Origin of the sequence: Lysobacter sp. Root76 (assembly GCF_001428685.1) — a bacterium.
Classification (GTDB): Bacteria; Pseudomonadota; Gammaproteobacteria; order Xanthomonadales; family Xanthomonadaceae; genus Lysobacter.
Window position 1 is genome coordinate 591,437 of sequence record NZ_LMIK01000001.1, and the last position, 17,577, is coordinate 609,013.

Consider the following 17,577-nt stretch of genomic DNA (forward strand, 5'->3'; position numbering starts at 1 on the left):
CGCCAGAACCCGTCGGTAATGATCGATTCGCAGCGCTACCCGCGTCTTTCCCGCATCCAAACCCCCGCCGACCTGCGCCAGTTCGCCGAAGACGAGCTGCCCGCGATCGCCGAGGAGTTGCGCAACTACCTGATCGAACAGGTCGCCCTGGTCGGCGGCCACTTCGGCGCGGGCCTGGGCGTGATCGAGCTGACGGTGGCACTGCATTGGCTGTTCGAAACGCCCACCGACCGCCTGGTCTGGGACGTCGGCCACCAGTGCTACCCGCACAAGATCCTCACCGGCCGCCGCGACGATATCCACACCGTCAAGCAGAAGGACGGCGTGGCACCGTTCCCGAAGCGCGAGGAGTCCGAGTACGACACCTTCGGCGTCGGCCACAGCTCGACCTCGATCTCGGCCGCGCTGGGCATGGCGATCGCGCTGCAGCGCGCCGGCGACGAGCGCAAGGTCGTGGCGGTGATCGGCGACGGTGCGATGACCGCCGGTATGGCCTTCGAAGCGCTGGCCCACGCCGGCGGCATGACCGATCCCGAGCCGAACCTGCTGGTGATCCTCAACGACAACCAGATGTCGATCTCGGAGAACGTCGGCGGCGTCACCAAGATGCTCGGCCGCCTCACCGGCAGCCGCACGCTCAACGCGCTGCGCGAAGGCGGCAAGAAACTGCTCGGCGACAAGCGCAAGCCGGCGGCCAAGTTCGTGCGGCGCTGGGAAGAACACTGGAAGGGCATGTTCGTGCCCTCGACCTTCTTCGAGGAAGTCGGCTTCCATTACACCGGCCCGATCGACGGCCACGACCTGCCGGCCCTGCTCGGCGCGATGAAGACGCTCAAGACCCTCAAGGGTCCGCAGCTGCTGCACATCATCACCACCAAGGGCAAAGGCTACGAACTGGCCGAAGGCGACCAGATCGGCTACCACGCGGTCGGTCCCTTCGATCCCGAGAAGGGCCTGGTCAGCAAGCCCGGCGCCAAGAAGCCGACCTACACCGACGTATTCGGCGAATGGCTGTGCGACATGGCCGCGGCCGACGACACCCTGCTCGGCATCACCCCGGCGATGCGCGAAGGCTCCGGCCTGGTGCGCTTCAGCAAGGAATACCCGAGCCGCTACTTCGACGTCGCCATCGCCGAACAGCACGCGGTCACCCTGGCCGCGGGCATGGCCTGCGAAGGCGCCAAGCCGGTGGTCGCGATCTACTCGACCTTCCTGCAGCGCGGCTACGACCAGCTGGTCCACGACGTCGCGATCCAGAACCTGGACGTGCTGTTCGCGATCGACCGCGGCGGCGTGGTCGGCCCGGACGGCGCCACCCACGCCGGCAACCTCGATCTGTCCTACCTGCGCTGCGTGCCGAACATGGTGGTGATGGCGCCGGCCGACGAGGACGAGTGCCGCAAGATGCTCAGCACCGGCCATCGCTATCCCGGCCCGGCCGCGGTGCGCTACCCGCGCGGCACCGGTCCCGGCGTCGCGGTGCAGCCGAACCTGGACACCCTGCCGATCGGCAAGGCCGAACTGCGCCGCAGCGGCAAGCACATCGCCCTGCTCGCTTTCGGCGCGATCGTGCCGGCGGCCGAACAGGTCGCCGCCGAGCTCGGCCTGAGCCTGGTCAACATGCGTTTCGTCAAACCGCTGGATCGCGGCTTGATCCTCGAGCTGGCCAAGAACCACCGCGGCTTCGTCACCCTCGAGGACAACGTGGTCGCCGGCGGCGCCGGCAGCGGCGTGGCCGAACTGCTCGCCGCCGAAGGCATCGTCCTGCCGATCCTGCACCTGGGCCTGCCCGACGAATTCCAGCACCACGCCAGCCGCGAACAGCTGCTGGCCGAATCCGGCCTCGACGTCGCCGGCATCCGCAGCGCCGTGCTCGCGCGCTGGCCGGAACTGCTGGAAGCGCCGCCGCGCAGCGCGGCGCTCTGAGGCAGCGATGAAGCTCAGCCCCCTGGTCGCCACCGCGACCGCGGAGGAACTGGCCTTCATCGCCGCGCTCGACTACGGCCAGGACACCGAGCCGCACCTGTGCGCCCTGCAGAAAGTCATCTTCGAGCAGGACGGCGCACTGCGACCGGGCCAGCATCGGCATCCCTACGAAGTGATCGAGCTCGGCGCGAACGCGCTCATGCCCGATCACCCGCGCGAGTTCGCCCTCTGCGCCCTGCTGGTCCTGCATGCGGTGGCCAGCGGCTACGACACCGCAACCGACCTCGCATCCAAGTTCGAAACCCATGCGGCGGACTACGACGCCCTACCCGCCGACCTGCGCGACGAGGTCTTGCGCGCCTACGCCGCCACGCAGCCCCGACCGTAGGTTGCAGTGACGCAAGCTCTCTGTGGGAGCGACGTAAGTCGCGATCCCCAGTCGCCGGGTCGCGCGGATCAGGTGGAACCCCATCGCGACTCACGTCGCTCCCACAGGAAGCGGCTACGCTCCGCCTGCGCTGGCTGAAATCGCACGGCCCCCGGTCGCCGGGTCGCGCGGATCAGGTGGAACCCCATCGCGACTCAGGTCGCTCCCACAGGAAGCGGCTACGCTCCGCCTGCGCTGGCTGGAATCGCACGGCCCCCGGTCGCTGGGTTGCGCGGATCAGGTGGGGCTCAATCGCGACCTACGTCGCTGCCACAGGAAGCGGCTACGCCCCGCTTGCGCTGGCTGAACGAAATCCGCACGGCCCACCCGGCATGCACCGATCCGCACTGCGCCGAGAGGCACGAATCTGGCAGGCTCCGGACTCCTCCCCGTCACCACGGAAACGCAACGGATGCGCCCTGCCCTGCTCGCCTGCCTCGCGCTCTCGCTCGCATCGCTCGCCCCCGCCGCACTCGCGCAAACGCCGCCGGCCGCGCCCGCCGCCGAAACCATCCGCGACATCGACACCGTGGTCGTCTCCGGCGTGCAGCCCGGCCCCGGCATGTGGAAGGTCAGCCGCGGCGAGCACGTGCTGTGGATCCTGGGCACGCTGAGCCCGATACCGAAGAACATGCGCTGGCTGTCGCGCGACGTCGAAGCGACGATCGCGCAATCGCAGGAAGTGCTGGAACCGCCGTCGGCGTCGATCGGCACCGACCTGGGCATGTTCCGCAGCATGCTGCTGATCCCCTCGGCGCTGAAGGCGCGCCGCAATCCCGACGACAAGACCCTGCGCGAGGTGGTGCCCGCCGAGCTCTACGCGCGCTGGCTGCCGCTCAAGGCGCGCTACATCGGCAGCGATCGCGGGGTCGAGAAATGGCGCCCGGTGTTCGCCGCGCAGGAACTCTACGAAGCCGCGATGCGCCGCTCCGACCTCTCGCTCAAGGGCGTCGTCTGGCCGGTGGTCGAGCGCAGCGCCAAGGAGCACAAGGTCAAGATCACCTCGTCCAAGGTTGAAGTGAAGATCAAGGACCCCAAGACCGCGCTCAAGGACTTCGCCAACACCACGCTCAGCGACACCGACTGCTTCGCCAAGACCCTGAGCCGGATCGAGGGCGACATCGAGACCATGCGCGCGCGCGCCAACGCCTGGGCGATCGGCGACATCGAAGCGCTGCGCGCGCTGCCGCAGGGCGACCAGTACGAGGTCTGCCTGCGCGCCGTCACCGCCTCCGGCGCCGCCCAGCGCCTGGGCTTCGGCGACCTGCGCGAGCGCGTGGTCCAGAGCTGGCTGAGCAGCGCCGACCGGGCCCTGCTCAGCAACCGCACCAGCTTCGCCAGCCTGCCGATCGCCGAGCTGCTCAAGCCCGACGGTTACCTGGCGCGGCTGCAGGCGCGCGGCTACACGGTCGAGGCGCCGTAAGCACGCGGCCCAAAACGCAAAACGCCCGGCGCGGGCCGGGCGTTGCGGTGAAAACCATATTGGTCGGGACGGCCGGATTTGAACCGACGACCCTCTGCCCCCCAGGCAGATGCGCTACCAGGCTGCGCTACGCCCCGACGTGTTGCGATGTCCGCTCTGGCGAGCGGGCGGCAAGTATAGCCGCAAAGGTTCAGCGCCGCAGCAGTTGCAGCACTTCTTCCAGCTCCATCCGCACCTGGCGGATGATCTGCGAGCTCAGCGCGGACTCGTCCTTGGCGGCCTCGCCTTCCAGGCGCAGGCGCGCGCCGCCGATGGTGTAGCCCTGTTCGTACAGCAGGCCGCGGATCTGCCGCACCATCAGCACCTCGTGGCGCTGGTAGTAGCGGCGGTTGCCGCGGCGTTTGACCGGATTGAGGGTCGGGAACTCGGTTTCCCAGTAACGCAGCACGTGCGGTTTGACGTCGCACAGCTCGCTGACCTCACCGATGGTGAAGTAGCGCTTCGCCGGGATCGGCGGAAGTTCGCGATTACTGCCCGGATCCAGCATAGGCCTCCACCCGCTCCTTGAGTTTCTGTCCCGGACGGAAGGTCACCACCGTCCGCGCCGAAATCGGAATTTCCTCGCCGGTCTTCGGGTTGCGCCCGGGCCGCTGGTTCTTGCGGCGCAGGTCGAAATTGCCGAAGCCCGACAGCTTGACCTGCCGGCCGTGCTCCAACGCTTCGCGCAACGCGTCGAAGAACGCGTCGACGAATTCCTTGGCCTCGCGCTTGTTGAGCCCGACTTCGTCGAACAAGCGCTCCGCCATTTCCGCCTTGGTCAATGCCACATCGTTTCCCCTGTTCTCAACCGACGATGCGCAGCTCAGGCGCGGATCTTCGCGCCATGGTCGCGCTCGATCGCCGCCATCACCGCGATCACTACTTCTTCCACATCGCGGTCAGTCAGGGTGCGTGATTCATCCTGCAGAATCAAGCCCATAGCGAGACTCTTGAATCCCGTTTCCACCCCTTTGCCCTGGTAGCGGTCGAACAGCACCAGATCGCGCAGGGACGGGCCCGCAGCCGCCTGAACGGAGGCCGAAATCGCCGCCCAGGGGGCGTCCTCGGCGACGACGAACGCGAGATCGCGGCGGACGGACGGGTACCGGGACAGGGTGCCGGCGCGCGGTACGGCGCGCTGCGACAGCGGTGCCAGATCCAGCTCGAACGCGACCACGTCGGCGTCCAGGTCCAGCGCGCGCTGCAGGCGCGGGTGCAGCTGGCCGATCCAGCCCAGGCGGCGGGCCTGACCGTTCTCATCGAGCCGGTAGACGTCGGCCGAGCGGCCCGGGTGGGCCCAGGCCGGCTGCGAGGGCCGGTATTCGAGGCGGGCGCCGGCCAGCGCGGCCAGGCTGTCGAGGTCGCCCTTGAGGTCGTAGAAGCCGACCGGGCGGCTCTTGCCGCTCCAGTGCTCGCCGCCGGCGTCGCCGCAGGCGGCCGCGGCGATGCGCGCGGTCTGCAGCGGCGCTTCGCCGGCACGCGTCGCGAACACGTTGCCGAGTTCGAACAGGCGCAGCCGCGACTGCTGGCGGGCGGCGTTGCGCGCGAGCGCGGCGACCAGGCCCGGCAGCAGCTGGGTGCGCATCACGCCGAGTTCGGCGCTGAGCGGGTTGGCCAGTGCCACCGCGCCGTCGCTGAGCTGCCAGGCGGCAAGCAGGTCGGCGTCGACGAAGGCGTAGTTGATCGCTTCCAGATAATCGCGCGCGGCCAGCTGGCGCCGCAGCACGCCGGATTCGACCTGGGTTTCGCTGGGCGCGATCAGGCGCGCGGCGCCGCCGGGCAGCGTGGTCGGGATCGCGTCGTAGCCGTGGATGCGGGCGATTTCCTCGATCAGGTCTTCCTCGATCGCCAGATCGAAGCGGCGGCTGGGCGGGATGACGCTCCAGCCCTCGGCCGTGTTGGCGACCGTCAGTCCCAGCGCCTGCAGGATGCGTTCGACGTCGCTGTCGGCGACGCGCAGGCCCAGCACCCGGGCCAGGCGCTCGCGTCGTAGCGGCACCGCCTGCGGCTGCGACAGGTGTTGCGGCAGCACCGCTTCGATGACCGGACCGGGCGCGCCGCCGGCGATCTCGACGATCAGCCGGGTCGCGACTTCGACCGCCTGGCGCGGCAGTTCCGGGTCGACGCCGCGCTCGAAGCGGTGGCCGGCGTCGGTGTGCAGGCCGAGCTTGCGGCCGCGGCCGATGATCGCCGACGGAATCCAGTGCGCGGCTTCCAGGAATACGTTGCGCGTGGCGTCGGTGACGCGGGTGTCGTAGCCGCCCATGATTCCGCCCAGTGCGACCGCGCGCGCGGCGTGGCCGCCCTGACTGTCGGACACCACCAGGAAATCCGGATCCAGCGCGACGGTGCGGCCGTCGAGCAGCTTGGTTTCCTCGCCGGCACGCGCGGGTCGCACCACGATCGGCTGAGTCAGGCTGTCGCGGTCGAAGGCGTGCATCGGCTGGCCGAGCTCCAGCATCACGTACTGGGTCACGTCGACCAGGAAACTGATCGGGCGCACGCCGCTGCGGCGCAGGCGCTCGACCATCCAGATCGGCGTGGCCACGGCGGCGTTGACGCCTTCGATCACGCGGCCGACGAAGCGCGGCACCTTGGCGCCGGCATCCAGTTCGACCGTCAGGGTGGCGTCGTTCAAGGCCGGCATCGGGGTGGCGTCGAACGGCACGACCGCCGAGCCGCAGGCGGCGGCGACGTCGTAGGCGATGCCACGCACGCTGAAGCAATCGGCGCGATTGGGAGTGAGCTTGATCTCGATGCTGGCGTCGGGCAGCGACAGGTACTGCGCCAGCGGCGCGCCCACCGGCGCGTCGGCCGGCAGTTCGAGCAGGCCGGAGGCGTCGGGGTCCACGCCCAGTTCCTTGGCCGAACACAGCATGCCGAACGATTCGACGCCGCGCAGCTTGGCGGCCTTGATCGCCATGCCGCCCGGCAGGTTCGCGCCGACGGTCGCCAGCGGCGCCTTCAGGCCGGCGCGCGCGTTGGGCGCGCCGCACACGATCTGCACGGTCGCGCCGTCGCCGATCTCGATCTGGCAGACCTGCAGGCGGTCGGCTTCGGGATGCTTTTCGGCGCTGACGATGCGGCCCACGACGACGCCGTCGAGCGACTCGCCCAGGGCGGTCACCTCTTCGACTTCCAGACCGATCGCGGTCAACGTCGCGGCCAGTTGCTCGCGGGTCGCGTCGGTCGGCACGTGCTGGCGCAGCCAGTTTTCGCTGAATTTCATTCTGAAATTCCGGGATTGGGGATTAGGGATTCGGGATTCGTAAAAACGGGTCTCATCGCTTTGCGAATCCCGAATCCCGAATCCCGAATATCGGCTCTCAAGCGAACTGCTTCAGGAAGCGGACGTCGTTCTCGAAGAAGCTGCGCAGGTCGTCGACGCCGTAACGCAGCATCGCGAAGCGCTCCACGCCCAGGCCGAAGGCGTAGCCGGTGTACTTCTCCGGATCGATGCCGACGTTGCGCAGCACGCTGGGATGGACCATGCCGCAGCCCAGCACTTCCAGCCAGCGCGTCGAACCGTCGGGCTGCTGCCAGGCGATATCGACCTCGGCCGAGGGCTCGGTGAAGGGGAAATAGCTCGGACGGAAGCGCATTTCGAAATCGCGCTCGAAGAACGCGCGCACGAACTCGGCCAAGGTGCCCTTGAGGTCGGCGAAGCTGGCGTGCTCGTCGACCAGCAGGCCTTCGCACTGGTGGAACATCGGGGTGTGGGTCTGGTCGCTGTCGCTGCGGTAGACCTTGCCCAGCGCGATCATGCGCAGCGGCGGCCCGCTCTTATCGGCGACGGCCTGCAGCATGTAGCGCACCTGCACGCCCGAGGTGTGGGTACGTAGCAGGCGGGCGACGCCGGCGCTGTCGGGCGGGAAGTAGAAGGTGTCGTGCATCGCCCGCGCCGGATGGTGCGGCGGGAAGTTCAAGGCCTCGAAGTTGTGCCAGTCGTCCTCGATCTCGGGACCGTCGCTGAGCGCGAAACCGAGCCGGCCGAAGATGTCGGCGATGCGCTCCATGGTTCGGCTGACCGGGTGCAGGCCGCCGACGTCGGCGGCGAGCCCGGGCAGGGTCACGTCGATCGATTCGGAGGCCAGTCGCGCGTCGAGCGCGGCGTCGTCCAGCGCGTGCTTGCGCTCGTTGAGCGCGGCGGTCAGCAGGTCGCGGGCGCGATTGATCGCCTCGCCCGCGCTCTTGCGCTGTTCCGGCGGCAGCGCGCCCAGCTGCTTGAGCTGCGCGGTGACGCTGCCGGACTTGCCGAGCAGGGCGATGCGCAAGGCCTCGACCGCTTCGGAGCTGGTGGCCGCCGCGATCTGCGCGAGCGATTGCTGGCTGAGTTGCTCGATTTCACCCATGGGGGTCTGCTTCCTGGTTCGCCTTACGCAGCAACGGATTACGGGAGTCCAAAAACGGCAATGGGGAAGGACTCGCGCCCTTCCCCATGCCTTAACCACGTTGTCCCTCGCACCGAACCAGTGCGGGGCACGTGGCTCGGGACGGGGATGGAAACAGGTTACGCCGCGAGCGCGCTCTTCGCCTTTTCGGCCAGCGCCGCAAAACCCACCGCGTCGTGCACGGCGATATCCGCCAGCACCTTGCGGTCCAGGGTGATGCCGGACTTGAGCAGGCCGTTCATGAAACGGCTGTAGCTCATGCCGTTGATGCGGGCAGCCGCATTGATGCGGGTGATCCACAGCGAACGGAAATTGCGCTTCTTCTGCTTACGACCGATGTAGGCGTACTGCAGAGCCTTCGTGACCGCCTGCTTGGCGACGCGGAAGACTTTGCGGCGGGCGTGATAGTAGCCCTTGGCCTGCTTCAGGATTTTCTTGTGACGGCGGCGCGCCGTAACACCACGCTTAACTCGTGCCATTGTTCAGTCCTCCTCAGAGATACGGCAGCATGCGAACCAGACGGCCTGCGTCCTCGGGACGAACATGGTTCGTCTGCCGCAGGTTGCGCTTCCGCTTGGTGGCCTTCTTGGTGAGGATGTGGCTCTTGTTGGCGTGGCCGCACTTGAACTTGCCGGAAGCGGTCTTCCGGAAGCGCTTGGCTGCCGCCCGATTGGTCTTGATCTTGGGCATTGCGATGTCCTTTCGGAGTTATGTCACTGGCCTGGGCGGTGGCATGGCCACTCTTTCCGTCCTGCCCTTGCCGGCTTGTAAGTCATTGATCTGAAACGAGATCAGCAACAGGTCCTGAGTCTTGCGCACAACAAACCCGGCGAACCGGGCCGCACATTATGCAGACCCTGGGATTCTTATGCAAATCAGCGATTTAGTCGGGGATGGCGAAGCCGCGATCAGCGGCCCCGGGCCGCACTCAAGGCCTCGGCCTGCGGCGCCGACTGCGCGGCCGCGGCCGCCCGGTGCGCTAGCTGGAGCGACTGCTCGCTGCTGAGCGCGAGCGACTGCTCGCGGGCCGCCGCCACGTCGACGTGGGCGACCTGCTGCGACTCGGGCCGGGTGCCCTGGACCGCAAAGGCGCGCCGGCCGTCCTCGCCGAACACCACCTGGTCGATCCGCTGCAGGCCGCCGCGCTGGGCTTCCAGCGCGAGCGCCCCGGCCAGCTGCTCGGTCTGCCCGCCGTTCAGGCCGCGCGCGGCGGCGCCGTCCTGCACGCCGCCGTACGACTGGCGATACAAGGCATTGGCCGGGTGCGAGGGCTCGTCCATGCGCGCGCCCCGGCTTTCCGGAGCCTGGTTCGCGGAAACCCTGCTCTCGAGACCCTTGCCCTCGAAATCCTTGCCGAAGGCCTTTTCCTGCGCCTCGATCACCGAGTCGATGTAGTGCATCGCCACGCCGTGCTTGATCGATTTGACCGGGTTGAGCTTCTGCCAGAACGTCTGCGGATCGGGATCGGGCAGTTCGATCTTGTGGCCGACCGCGTCCGGCATCAGGTGCCGGATGATCGGCTTGTTCTCCTGCAGCTCGGTCAGGATTTCGTTCTGCACCGCGTAACGCCGGATCAGGCCCTGCCCGGCTTCGTGCTTCACCGCGTCCGGATCCAGACCGATCCGCTCCAGGGTCTTGTCGTGCACGCCCGAGGCGTTGAAGGTGACCGCCGGGGTATCGGTGGCGACCGCCGCCGCCGCGGCCAGCCCGCCGCCCAGCGAATGGCCGGTGATGACCATGTCCTGGCCGAAGGCGATCTTGGCCTGGCGGGCGAGCGCCATCGCCTGGTTGTACTGCGAGGTCTCGAAGCCCAGGCCCTGGCCGAAATTGGTCAACCAGTCCTTGGGCTCGTCGGTGCCGCTGTAGGCCAGCACGTGGCGGCCCTGGCCGTCGCCGTAGACCACCGCCAGGAAACCGCTGCTCTGGTTCTTGAGCAGGGTCGGATCGATGCCGACCTGGCGCAGTTCGTCCTCGCCCATCGGCTTCCACGCGCCGACGCCTTCCTGGCGGCCGTTGCGGTCGTAGTCGTAGACGTCGCGCATCAGCTTCGCCAGGGTCATGTCCACCGGCAGCGCGGTCTGCCCGCGCACTTCGTCGGCGAACGACGGGCGCTGGCCGTGCAGGCGCTCCGGATCGATCAGTGCATTCATCCTTGCCACTCCCCGTTACGGATTTGGCCGGCCGCGCGGCCGACATCCTGTCGTTTGCTACGTGCTCAGCGCGCGCCCTCCAGCGCGACGCCATGCCCGGTCAACCACGCTTCGACCGCCTCGCGCTGCTTGCGCGCCTGCGCCGTCAGCAGCGACGCCCGGGTCATGAACAGATAAGCCTGGAACGTCGCGCCCTGGGCGTTGCGCGCGTTCGGCTCGGCGCCGGCCTGGAGCAGGTCGAGCGCGCGAGCGGGATCGTTGATCTGGCCGGCGATGTGCAGCGGCGTATTGCCGAGGCGGTCGGCGAGGTTCGGGTCCGCACCCGCGGCCAGCAGCGCGCGGAACTGGGCCTCGCGCTCGCCCATCAGCGCGGCGCGCAGCGGGCCGGCGCCGGATTCGGGATTGCGCACGTTCGGATCGGCGCCGCGCGCAAGCAGTTCGGACAGGTAGGCGCCGTCGTTGGCCGCCGCGGCCATATGCAGGACGGTGTCGCCGTCCACACCGGGCTGCCTGGGGTCGGCGCCGGCGTCGAGCAGCGCTTTCAGGCTGTCCAGGCGCTGGTTGAGCAGCGCCCATTGCAGCAAGGTCACCTGCTTGTCGCCGCGCGCCGACAGGTCGACGCCGGGCGCGAGCGTGCGGATGCGGGCGGTATCGCCGTCGGCGATCGCTTCGGCCAGGGCCGCGACCGCGGGGTCGGCAAAGATCTCCTGCCCGCGCGGGCGGGCTTGGGTTGCGAGCATTGCGTTCTTCTCCATGGCGCAAGTCGTACATGCCGCGCATGCGGCGATCATCAACAGGATGGCCCCCGCCATCCTTCGGGCTTTCGCGCGTTCCGGTCGCATCAGCACCTCAGGGCGCGCACACCGCGCACCTACCCCACCGCATGGTGCCGCGAAGACATGGCCGGGACAAGTCGCGCGGCGGCGGCGACGCGCCCCGCGATGGGTCGTGCGTCACAGATTCCCGGCCGTCCCGGCCCGTCCCGGGGGTCGCGCGGGCCTCGTCCAGGCCTCAGCCGCGCCTGCGGTCCACGGATTGGGAACGGGGACGGGATCGGCGCCTCCGCAGCCCCACCCGCGACCGCGACGGCCCAGAAACAAAAAAACCCCGCACTCGGCGGGGGTTTTCGGACTCGATCCGGCGGTCGCCGGGGATCAGGTCTTCTTCTTCGGCGCGATCATCATGACCATCTGCCGACCTTCCAGGCGCGGACGCGACTCGATCACGATGTCTTCGCCCAGGTCGGCCTCGATCCGGGCCGCCATCTCACGGCCGAGTTCCTGGTGGCTCATCTCGCGGCCACGGAAACGGATGTTGACCTTGACCTTGTCGCCTTCTTCCAGGAACCGGCGCATGTTGCGCAGCTTGATCTGGTAGTCGCCTTCGTCGGTCACCGGGCGGAACTTGAGTTCCTTGATCTCGACCTGCTTCTGCCGCTTCTTGGCCTCGTTGGCCTTCTTCTGCTGCTCGAAGCGGAACTTGCCGAAATCCATGATCTTGCAGACCGGCGGATCAGCATTCGGCTGGATTTCCACCAGATCCAGGGCTTCCTCTTCGGCCATGCGCAGCGCTTCGTCGCGCGTGAGCACGCCGATCATTTCGCCGTCGCTGCCGATCACGCGCACGCGCGGTACGCGGATCTCCTGGTTCTTACGGCTCGGCTTCTCGGGGGTACTGATTGTTGCAATCTCCAAAGTGGACACGGCGTTCCGTGTCGGGCCGTCCCGGACCACTCCGGGACGGATCTGAAACTGGCTGCTACGCGGCTTAAGCGACGCTCTCGTCGTGCAAACGCGAGGCGAACTCGGCGACGGTCATCGTCCCCAGGTCCTCCCCTCCCCGAGTGCGCACCGCAATCATGCCATTTTCCTTCTCGCGATCGCCGATTACGAGCAGGTATGGCACCCGCTGCAGCGTGTGCTCGCGAATCTTATAGCCGATCTTTTCGTTCCGCAAATCGGCCTGGACCCGGAACCCTTGATTTGCAAGGAGTTTCCGGACTTCATCCACATAATCGGCCTGGGCGTCGGTAATGTTCATGACGGTGGCCTGGACCGGGGCCAGCCAGGCCGGGAACTGGCCGGCATGGTGCTCGATCAGGATGCCGATGAAGCGCTCCATCGAGCCGACGATGGCCCGGTGCAGCATGACCGGGGTCCGGCGCTGGCTGTGCTCGTCCACGTACTCGGCGCCGAGGCGGCCGGGCATCATGAAATCGACCTGCATCGTGCCCAGCTGCCAGGTCCGGCCGATCGCGTCCTTGAGGTGGTATTCGATCTTGGGGCCGTAGAAGGCGCCCTCGCCCGGCAGTTCCTGCCATTCCACCCCGCAGGCGCCCAGGGCGCTGCGCAGGGCGGCCTCGGCCTTGTCCCAGGTGGCGTCGTCGCCCAGCCGCGATTCCGGGCGCAGGGCGATCTTGATCTGGATGTCCTCGAAGCCGAAATCGCCGTAGACCGCCAGGGCCTGCTGGTGGAAGGCCGTGACCTCGGCCTCGATCTGGTCTTCCAGGCAGAAGATGTGGCCGTCGTCCTGGGTGAAGCCGCGCACGCGCAGGATGCCGTGCAGCGCGCCGGAGGGCTCGTTGCGATGGCAGGAGCCGAACTCGCCGTAGCGGATCGGCAGGTCGCGGTAGCTGTGCAGGCCCTGGTTGAACACCTGGACATGGCCCGGGCAGTTCATCGGCTTGACCGCGTAGGTGCGCTTCTCCGATTCGGTGAAGAACATGTTCTCTTTGTAGTTGTCCCAGTGGCCGGACTTCTGCCACAGCGACACGTCCAGGATCTGCGGGCAGCGCACTTCGCCGTAACCGCTTTCGCGGTAGACGCGGCGCATGTACTGCTCGACCACCTGCCAGATCGACCAGCCCTTGGGATGCCAGAACACCAGGCCCGGCGCCTCTTCCTGCAGGTGAAACAGGTCCTGCTGCTTGCCGATGCGGCGGTGGTCGCGCTTCTCGGCTTCCTCGATGCGCTGGATGTAGGCCGAGAGCTGCTTCTTGTCGGCCCAGGCGGTGCCGTAGACGCGCTGCAGCTGCTCGTTCTTGGAATCGCCGCGCCAGTACGCGCCGGAGATGCGGGTCAGCTTGAAGGCCTTGAGGAAACGCGTGTTCGGCACGTGCGGGCCGCGGCACATGTCGACGTATTCCTCGTGGTAGTACAGGCCCATGGCCTGCTCGTCGGGCATGTCCTCGACCAGACGCAGCTTGTAGTCCTCGCCGCGCGACTGGAACACCTCGATCACTTCGTCGCGCGGCGTGACCTTCTTGATCACGTCGTAGTCCTTGTCGATCAGCTCGATCATGCGCTGCTCGATCGCGGCCAGGTCCTCGGGCGTGAACGGGCGCTCGTACCAGATGTCGTAGTAGAAACCTTCCTCGATCACCGGGCCGATCACCATCTTCGCGGTCGGGTACAGCTGCTTGACCGCGTGGCCGACCAGGTGGGCGCAGGAGTGGCGGATGATCTCGACGCCCTCCGGATCCTTGGGCGTGATGATGCGCAGCGTGGCGTCGTGGTCGATGCGGTCGCTGGCGTCGACCAGCTTGCCGTCGACTTCGCCGGCGACGGTGGCCTTGGCCAGGCCGGCGCCGATCGAGGCGGCGACTTCCATGACGGATACGGGCTGTTCGAATTCGCGGCGGCTGCCGTCGGGGAGCGTAATGGCGATCATGGCGTTCGGGATCTGGATTCTGAGTATGGAGCGATGTGGGCCGCGGCCCCGGAGTCGCCGGAACCGTCGCCTGGGCGGCGGGGACGCGGCCTGCGCCGCGGGCACCCGACGACCGTTCAGGGAACGGGACGCGACTACGGGACACGCAAGGGGTTCGAAACGGACGCAGCGGGGAGCGGAAGCAAGAAAAAAGCGCCACGAGGGCGCCTGCGTTCGCGGGTGCCTCGGGCGATTCAACGATGGGCGCGGGTAGTGTCCATGTCGCACGCTAGGCCGGCGGTTACGCGGGCCACCTCGTTCGCGGGACGCGGCCGGATGCCGTGTCGGTAGCGCTAATAGTTGGGGACGAAGCGGGCCAAGTCAACGAGGACGGCGCTGGCGGACGTTCTGCGCCGGTCCCGGGAGCGAATCCGCGGCGGGCGCCGAAAACAGAAAGGCCCGGCTCGCGCCAGGCCTTTCGTCACCGAATTGGTGGGCGGTACAGGGTTCGAACCTGTGACCCCTACCATGTCAAGGTAGTGCTCTACCGCTGAGCTAACCGCCCGTCGCCGAACTTGCTTAAAACTCCCCGGCGAGGGGCGCGCAGTGTAGCCCAGCGGCGAGCGGCCGACAAGCATCCGCGGACGCGAACGCCGTCGCCGCTGTCGCGTCCGCCGGCAGCGCCGGCGGATCGCATTCAGGCCGCGAACCCGGCGTCCTTGAGCTTGCGCAACTGGTCGCGCACCGCCGCGGCCTCCTCGAACTCGAGGTCGCGGGCGTGCTGGTACATCTGCTGTTCCAGCGCCTTGATCCTGGCCGCGAACTGCGACGGGCTGAGCGCGGCATAGTCGGCCGCGGTCTCGGCGACCTTGCGGCCCTTGCCGCGGCCGCGCACGGTCTCGGGATCGGCACGCGCGCCCTCGAACAGGTCCACCACCGCCTTGGCCACCGACTTGGGGGTGATGCCGTGCTCGGCGTTGTATTCGACCTGGCGGGCGCGGCGGCGGTCGGTCTCGTCGATCGCGGCCTGCATCGAGCGGGTGATCCGGTCGGCGTACAGGATCGCCTTGCCGCGCACGTTGCGGGCGGCGCGGCCGATGGTCTGGATCAGCGAGCCGGTCGAGCGCAGGAAGCCCTCCTTGTCCGCGTCCAGGATCGCCACCAACGACACCTCGGGCATGTCCAGGCCCTCGCGCAGCAGGTTGATGCCGACCAGCACGTCGAACTTGCCCAGGCGCAGGTCGCGGATGATCTCGACCCGCTCGACCGTGTCCACGTCCGAGTGCAGGTAGCGCACGCGGATGCCGTGCTCGCCCAGGTACTCGGTCAGGTTTTCGGCCATGCGCTTGGTCAGGGTGGTGATCAGCACGCGGTCGCCCATCTCGACGCGCTGGTTGATCTCGCCCAGCACGTCGTCGACCTGGGTCGCGACCGGGCGGATCTCGACCACCGGATCGATCAGGCCGGTCGGGCGCACCACCAGCTCGGTCACCTGCCCTTCCGACTTGCCCAGCTCGTAAGGGCCGGGCGTAGCCGAAACGAAGATCGCGCGCGGCGAGCGCCCTTCCCATTCCTCGAACTTCAGCGGCCGGTTGTCCAGCGCCGAGGGCAGCCGGAACCCGAACTCGACCAGGGTTTCCTTGCGCGAACGGTCGCCTTTGTACATGGCGCCGATCTGCGGCACGGTCACGTGCGATTCGTCGACCACCAGCAGCGCGTCGGGCGCCAGGTAGTCGAACAGGCACGGCGGCGGCTCGCCGGGCATGTGCCCGGTCAGGTGGCGCGAGTAGTTCTCGATGCCGTTGCAGTAGCCGACCTCGGCCAGCATCTCCAGATCGAACTGGGTGCGCTGGGCCAGGCGCTGGGCTTCGACCAGCTTGTTCTGCGCGTACAGCTGCTCCAGGCGCATCCGCAGCTCGTCCTTGATCGCGTCGATCGCGTCCAGCACGGTGCGGCGCGTGGTCACGTAATGCGACTTGGGATAGATGGTGTAGCGCGGCAGCTTGCGCAGGGTCTCGCCGGTGAGCGGGTCGAACGCGGTCAGGTTCTCGATCTCGCCGTCGAACAGCTCGATACGCAGCGCTTCCATTTCCGATTCCGCCGGATGCACATCGATCACCTCGCCGCGCACGCGGTAGGTGCCGCGGCGCAGTTCGGTGTCGTTGCGCGCGTACTGCATCTCGGTCAGGCGGCGGATCAGCTCGCGCTGATCGATGCGCTCGCCGCGCACCATGTGCAGCACCATGCGGAAGTATTCGTTGGGATCGCCCAGGCCGTAGATCGCCGAGACCGTGCACACGATGATGGTGTCGCGACGCTCCAGCAGCGCCTTGGTCGCGGACAGCCGCATCTGCTCGATGTGCTCGTTCACCGAGCTGTCCTTCTCGATGAAGGTGTCGCTGGACGGAACGTAGGCTTCGGGCTGGTAATAGTCGTAGTAGCTGACGAAATACTCGACCGCGTTGTGCGGGAAGAACGCCTTGAACTCGCCGTACAGCTGCGCGGCCAGGGTCTTGTTGGGCGCCATCACCAGGGTCGGCTTCTGCACCGACTGGATCACGTTGGCGATGGTGTAGGTCTTGCCGGAACCGGTCACGCCCAGCAGCGTCTGCTGGGCCAGGCCGCCCTCGAAACCGGCGATCAGGCGCTCGATCGCGGGGGGCTGGTCGCCGGCCGGCGAATACGGCGCGACCAGCTGGAAACCTGCGGGATGAATGAGTTCGTTCATGGTCATCGGCTGCGGTCGATCCTCAAGTGTACCCAGACGCGGCGACACGCGGCCGGGTGGTTTTCCTACGCGAGCGGGCCGCTCCTTCCGATGGCCCGGAGCCGCCGTTGCGCGGAAGCTGGAGCCTCCTCCGAACGGAATCGGTCGACATGAACACAGGACAACACCGGCGCTACGCCGGCGGCTTCGCCACCCTTCCGGCCCTGCTCGGTCTGGGCCTGCTCAGCGGCAGCCTGGGGCTGGCCAACCCCACGCTGGAGCGCTACGAGCTCGCCAGCACCCTGCAATCCCTCAGCGCCGATGTCGACTACGCCAGAGGTGCGGCCATCACCCGCCGGACTCAAGTCGTGCTTTGCCCGCGTGCCGAGAACGGGCGCTGCCGCCCGAACGGGCGCTGGGAGGCAGGCTGGGTGATCTTCGTCGACCGCAATGGCGACCAACGGCCCGACGCCACCGACAAACCCCTGCGCGAGGTCGTCTACGCCCGCCACGCGCTCACCATCCGCTCCACCCTCGGACAGCCGGTGCTGAGTTACGGCCGCGACGGCCACAATATCGATCGCAACCAACTGCTGCAGGTATGCCGCGGCGATGAATTGCTGGGCGAAATGCGCATCGACGCCACCGGCCGCGTTCAGACCACACGCCCCAAGCACCCGCCGCGCTGCCCGCCGCCGTGACCGCAGCGCGCACGACAGAGCATCTCAGGGCTTGACCCTCCGGGGGCCTCCCCCTAGGATATGCGTCCCCGCCCGAATAGCTCAGCCGGTTAGAGCACTTGACTGTTAATCAGGGGGTCGTTGGTTCGAGTCCAACTTCGGGCGCCAAAATACTGAAAGACCCGC

General features: G+C 67.8%; 15 protein-coding genes and 3 tRNA genes. 5 read left to right on the forward strand and 13 right to left on the reverse strand.

The window, feature by feature from the left end; all coding sequences use genetic code 11:
* Positions 1 to 18 precede the first annotated feature (18 nt).
* The 3 genes from dxs to ASE10_RS02405 all read left to right on the forward strand — a co-directional run bounded on the left by dxs (position 19) and on the right by ASE10_RS02405 (position 3,776).
* Positions 19 to 1,926 carry a 1-deoxy-D-xylulose-5-phosphate synthase gene (dxs, locus tag ASE10_RS02395; protein WP_055902729.1) on the forward strand — a complete coding sequence of 636 codons (1,908 nt, stop codon included), beginning with the start codon at positions 19 to 21 and terminating at the stop codon, positions 1,924 to 1,926.
* 7 nt (positions 1,927 to 1,933) lie between these two features.
* Positions 1,934 to 2,314 carry a hypothetical protein gene (locus ASE10_RS02400; protein WP_157480880.1) on the forward strand — a complete coding sequence of 127 codons (381 nt, stop codon included), beginning with the start codon at positions 1,934 to 1,936 and terminating at the stop codon, positions 2,312 to 2,314.
* 451 nt (positions 2,315 to 2,765) lie between these two features.
* Positions 2,766 to 3,776, forward strand: a complete 1,011-nt coding sequence (locus ASE10_RS02405; protein ID WP_055902732.1) for a TraB/GumN family protein — start codon at positions 2,766 to 2,768, stop codon at positions 3,774 to 3,776.
* A gap of 60 nt (positions 3,777 to 3,836) precedes the next feature.
* On the opposite strand, the gene ASE10_RS02410 is transcribed toward ASE10_RS02405, so the two are convergent.
* From ASE10_RS02410 to uvrB, 13 genes are all read right to left on the reverse strand, one after another.
* Positions 3,837 to 3,913: transfer RNA gene (locus tag ASE10_RS02410), tRNA-Pro, on the reverse strand.
* A 53-nt stretch (positions 3,914 to 3,966) separates the two neighbouring features.
* Positions 3,967 to 4,323 (reverse strand): MerR family transcriptional regulator, encoded by a 357-nt coding sequence (locus ASE10_RS02415; protein WP_055902735.1) that lies wholly within the window; start codon positions 4,321 to 4,323, stop codon positions 3,967 to 3,969.
* Positions 4,304 to 4,603, reverse strand: a complete 300-nt coding sequence (gene ihfA / locus ASE10_RS02420) for an integration host factor subunit alpha (protein ID WP_055902738.1) — start codon at positions 4,601 to 4,603, stop codon at positions 4,304 to 4,306. Before ihfA ends, ASE10_RS02415 begins: the two co-directional genes overlap by 20 nt.
* 35 nt (positions 4,604 to 4,638) lie before the next feature.
* Positions 4,639 to 7,044 carry a phenylalanine--tRNA ligase subunit beta gene (gene pheT / locus ASE10_RS02425; RefSeq protein WP_055902740.1) on the reverse strand — a complete coding sequence of 802 codons (2,406 nt, stop codon included), beginning with the start codon at positions 7,042 to 7,044 and terminating at the stop codon, positions 4,639 to 4,641.
* Positions 7,045 to 7,141: 97 nt separating this feature from the next.
* The gene (gene pheS, locus ASE10_RS02430) at positions 7,142 to 8,167 is read right to left on the reverse strand and encodes a phenylalanine--tRNA ligase subunit alpha (RefSeq protein WP_055902743.1); all 1,026 of its coding nucleotides are present in this window, start codon (positions 8,165 to 8,167) and stop codon (positions 7,142 to 7,144) included.
* A 158-nt stretch (positions 8,168 to 8,325) separates the two neighbouring features.
* Positions 8,326 to 8,685 carry a 50S ribosomal protein L20 gene (gene rplT / locus ASE10_RS02435; RefSeq protein ID WP_055902745.1) on the reverse strand — a complete coding sequence of 120 codons (360 nt, stop codon included), beginning with the start codon at positions 8,683 to 8,685 and terminating at the stop codon, positions 8,326 to 8,328.
* 13 nt (positions 8,686 to 8,698) lie between these two features.
* Complete coding sequence (rpmI, locus tag ASE10_RS02440; RefSeq protein ID WP_055902747.1) at positions 8,699 to 8,896, reverse strand: 50S ribosomal protein L35; 198 nt, start codon at positions 8,894 to 8,896, stop codon at positions 8,699 to 8,701.
* Positions 8,897 to 9,114: 218 nt separating this feature from the next.
* Positions 9,115 to 10,356: an XVIPCD domain-containing protein gene (locus ASE10_RS02445; RefSeq protein WP_055902750.1), complete on the reverse strand. Its 1,242-nt coding sequence runs from the start codon at positions 10,354 to 10,356 to the stop codon at positions 9,115 to 9,117.
* A 65-nt stretch (positions 10,357 to 10,421) separates the two neighbouring features.
* Positions 10,422 to 11,096, reverse strand: a complete 675-nt coding sequence (locus tag ASE10_RS02450; protein WP_055903951.1) for an ankyrin repeat domain-containing protein — start codon at positions 11,094 to 11,096, stop codon at positions 10,422 to 10,424.
* 414 nt (positions 11,097 to 11,510) lie between these two features.
* A complete protein-coding gene (infC, locus tag ASE10_RS02455) occupies positions 11,511 to 12,035 on the reverse strand; it encodes a translation initiation factor IF-3 (RefSeq protein ID WP_235565829.1) in 525 nt (174 codons plus the stop codon).
* A gap of 88 nt (positions 12,036 to 12,123) precedes the next feature.
* Positions 12,124 to 14,025 (reverse strand): threonine--tRNA ligase, encoded by a 1,902-nt coding sequence (gene thrS, locus ASE10_RS02460; RefSeq protein ID WP_055902753.1) that lies wholly within the window; start codon positions 14,023 to 14,025, stop codon positions 12,124 to 12,126.
* Between the two features lie 469 nt (positions 14,026 to 14,494).
* Positions 14,495 to 14,569, reverse strand: a tRNA-Val gene (locus ASE10_RS02465).
* A 132-nt stretch (positions 14,570 to 14,701) separates the two neighbouring features.
* Entirely contained in the window at positions 14,702 to 16,732 is a 2,031-nt protein-coding gene (uvrB, locus tag ASE10_RS02470) for an excinuclease ABC subunit UvrB (RefSeq protein WP_056305284.1), read from the reverse strand.
* A 149-nt stretch (positions 16,733 to 16,881) separates the two neighbouring features.
* Between uvrB and ASE10_RS02475 the strand changes: the two genes are divergently transcribed.
* Both ASE10_RS02475 and ASE10_RS02480 read left to right on the forward strand, forming a co-directional pair.
* Positions 16,882 to 17,412: a GspH/FimT family pseudopilin gene (locus ASE10_RS02475; protein WP_055902757.1), complete on the forward strand. Its 531-nt coding sequence runs from the start codon at positions 16,882 to 16,884 to the stop codon at positions 17,410 to 17,412.
* Positions 17,413 to 17,482: 70 nt separating this feature from the next.
* Positions 17,483 to 17,559 (forward strand) — tRNA-Asn (locus ASE10_RS02480).
* Positions 17,560 to 17,577: the final 18 nt, after the last annotated feature.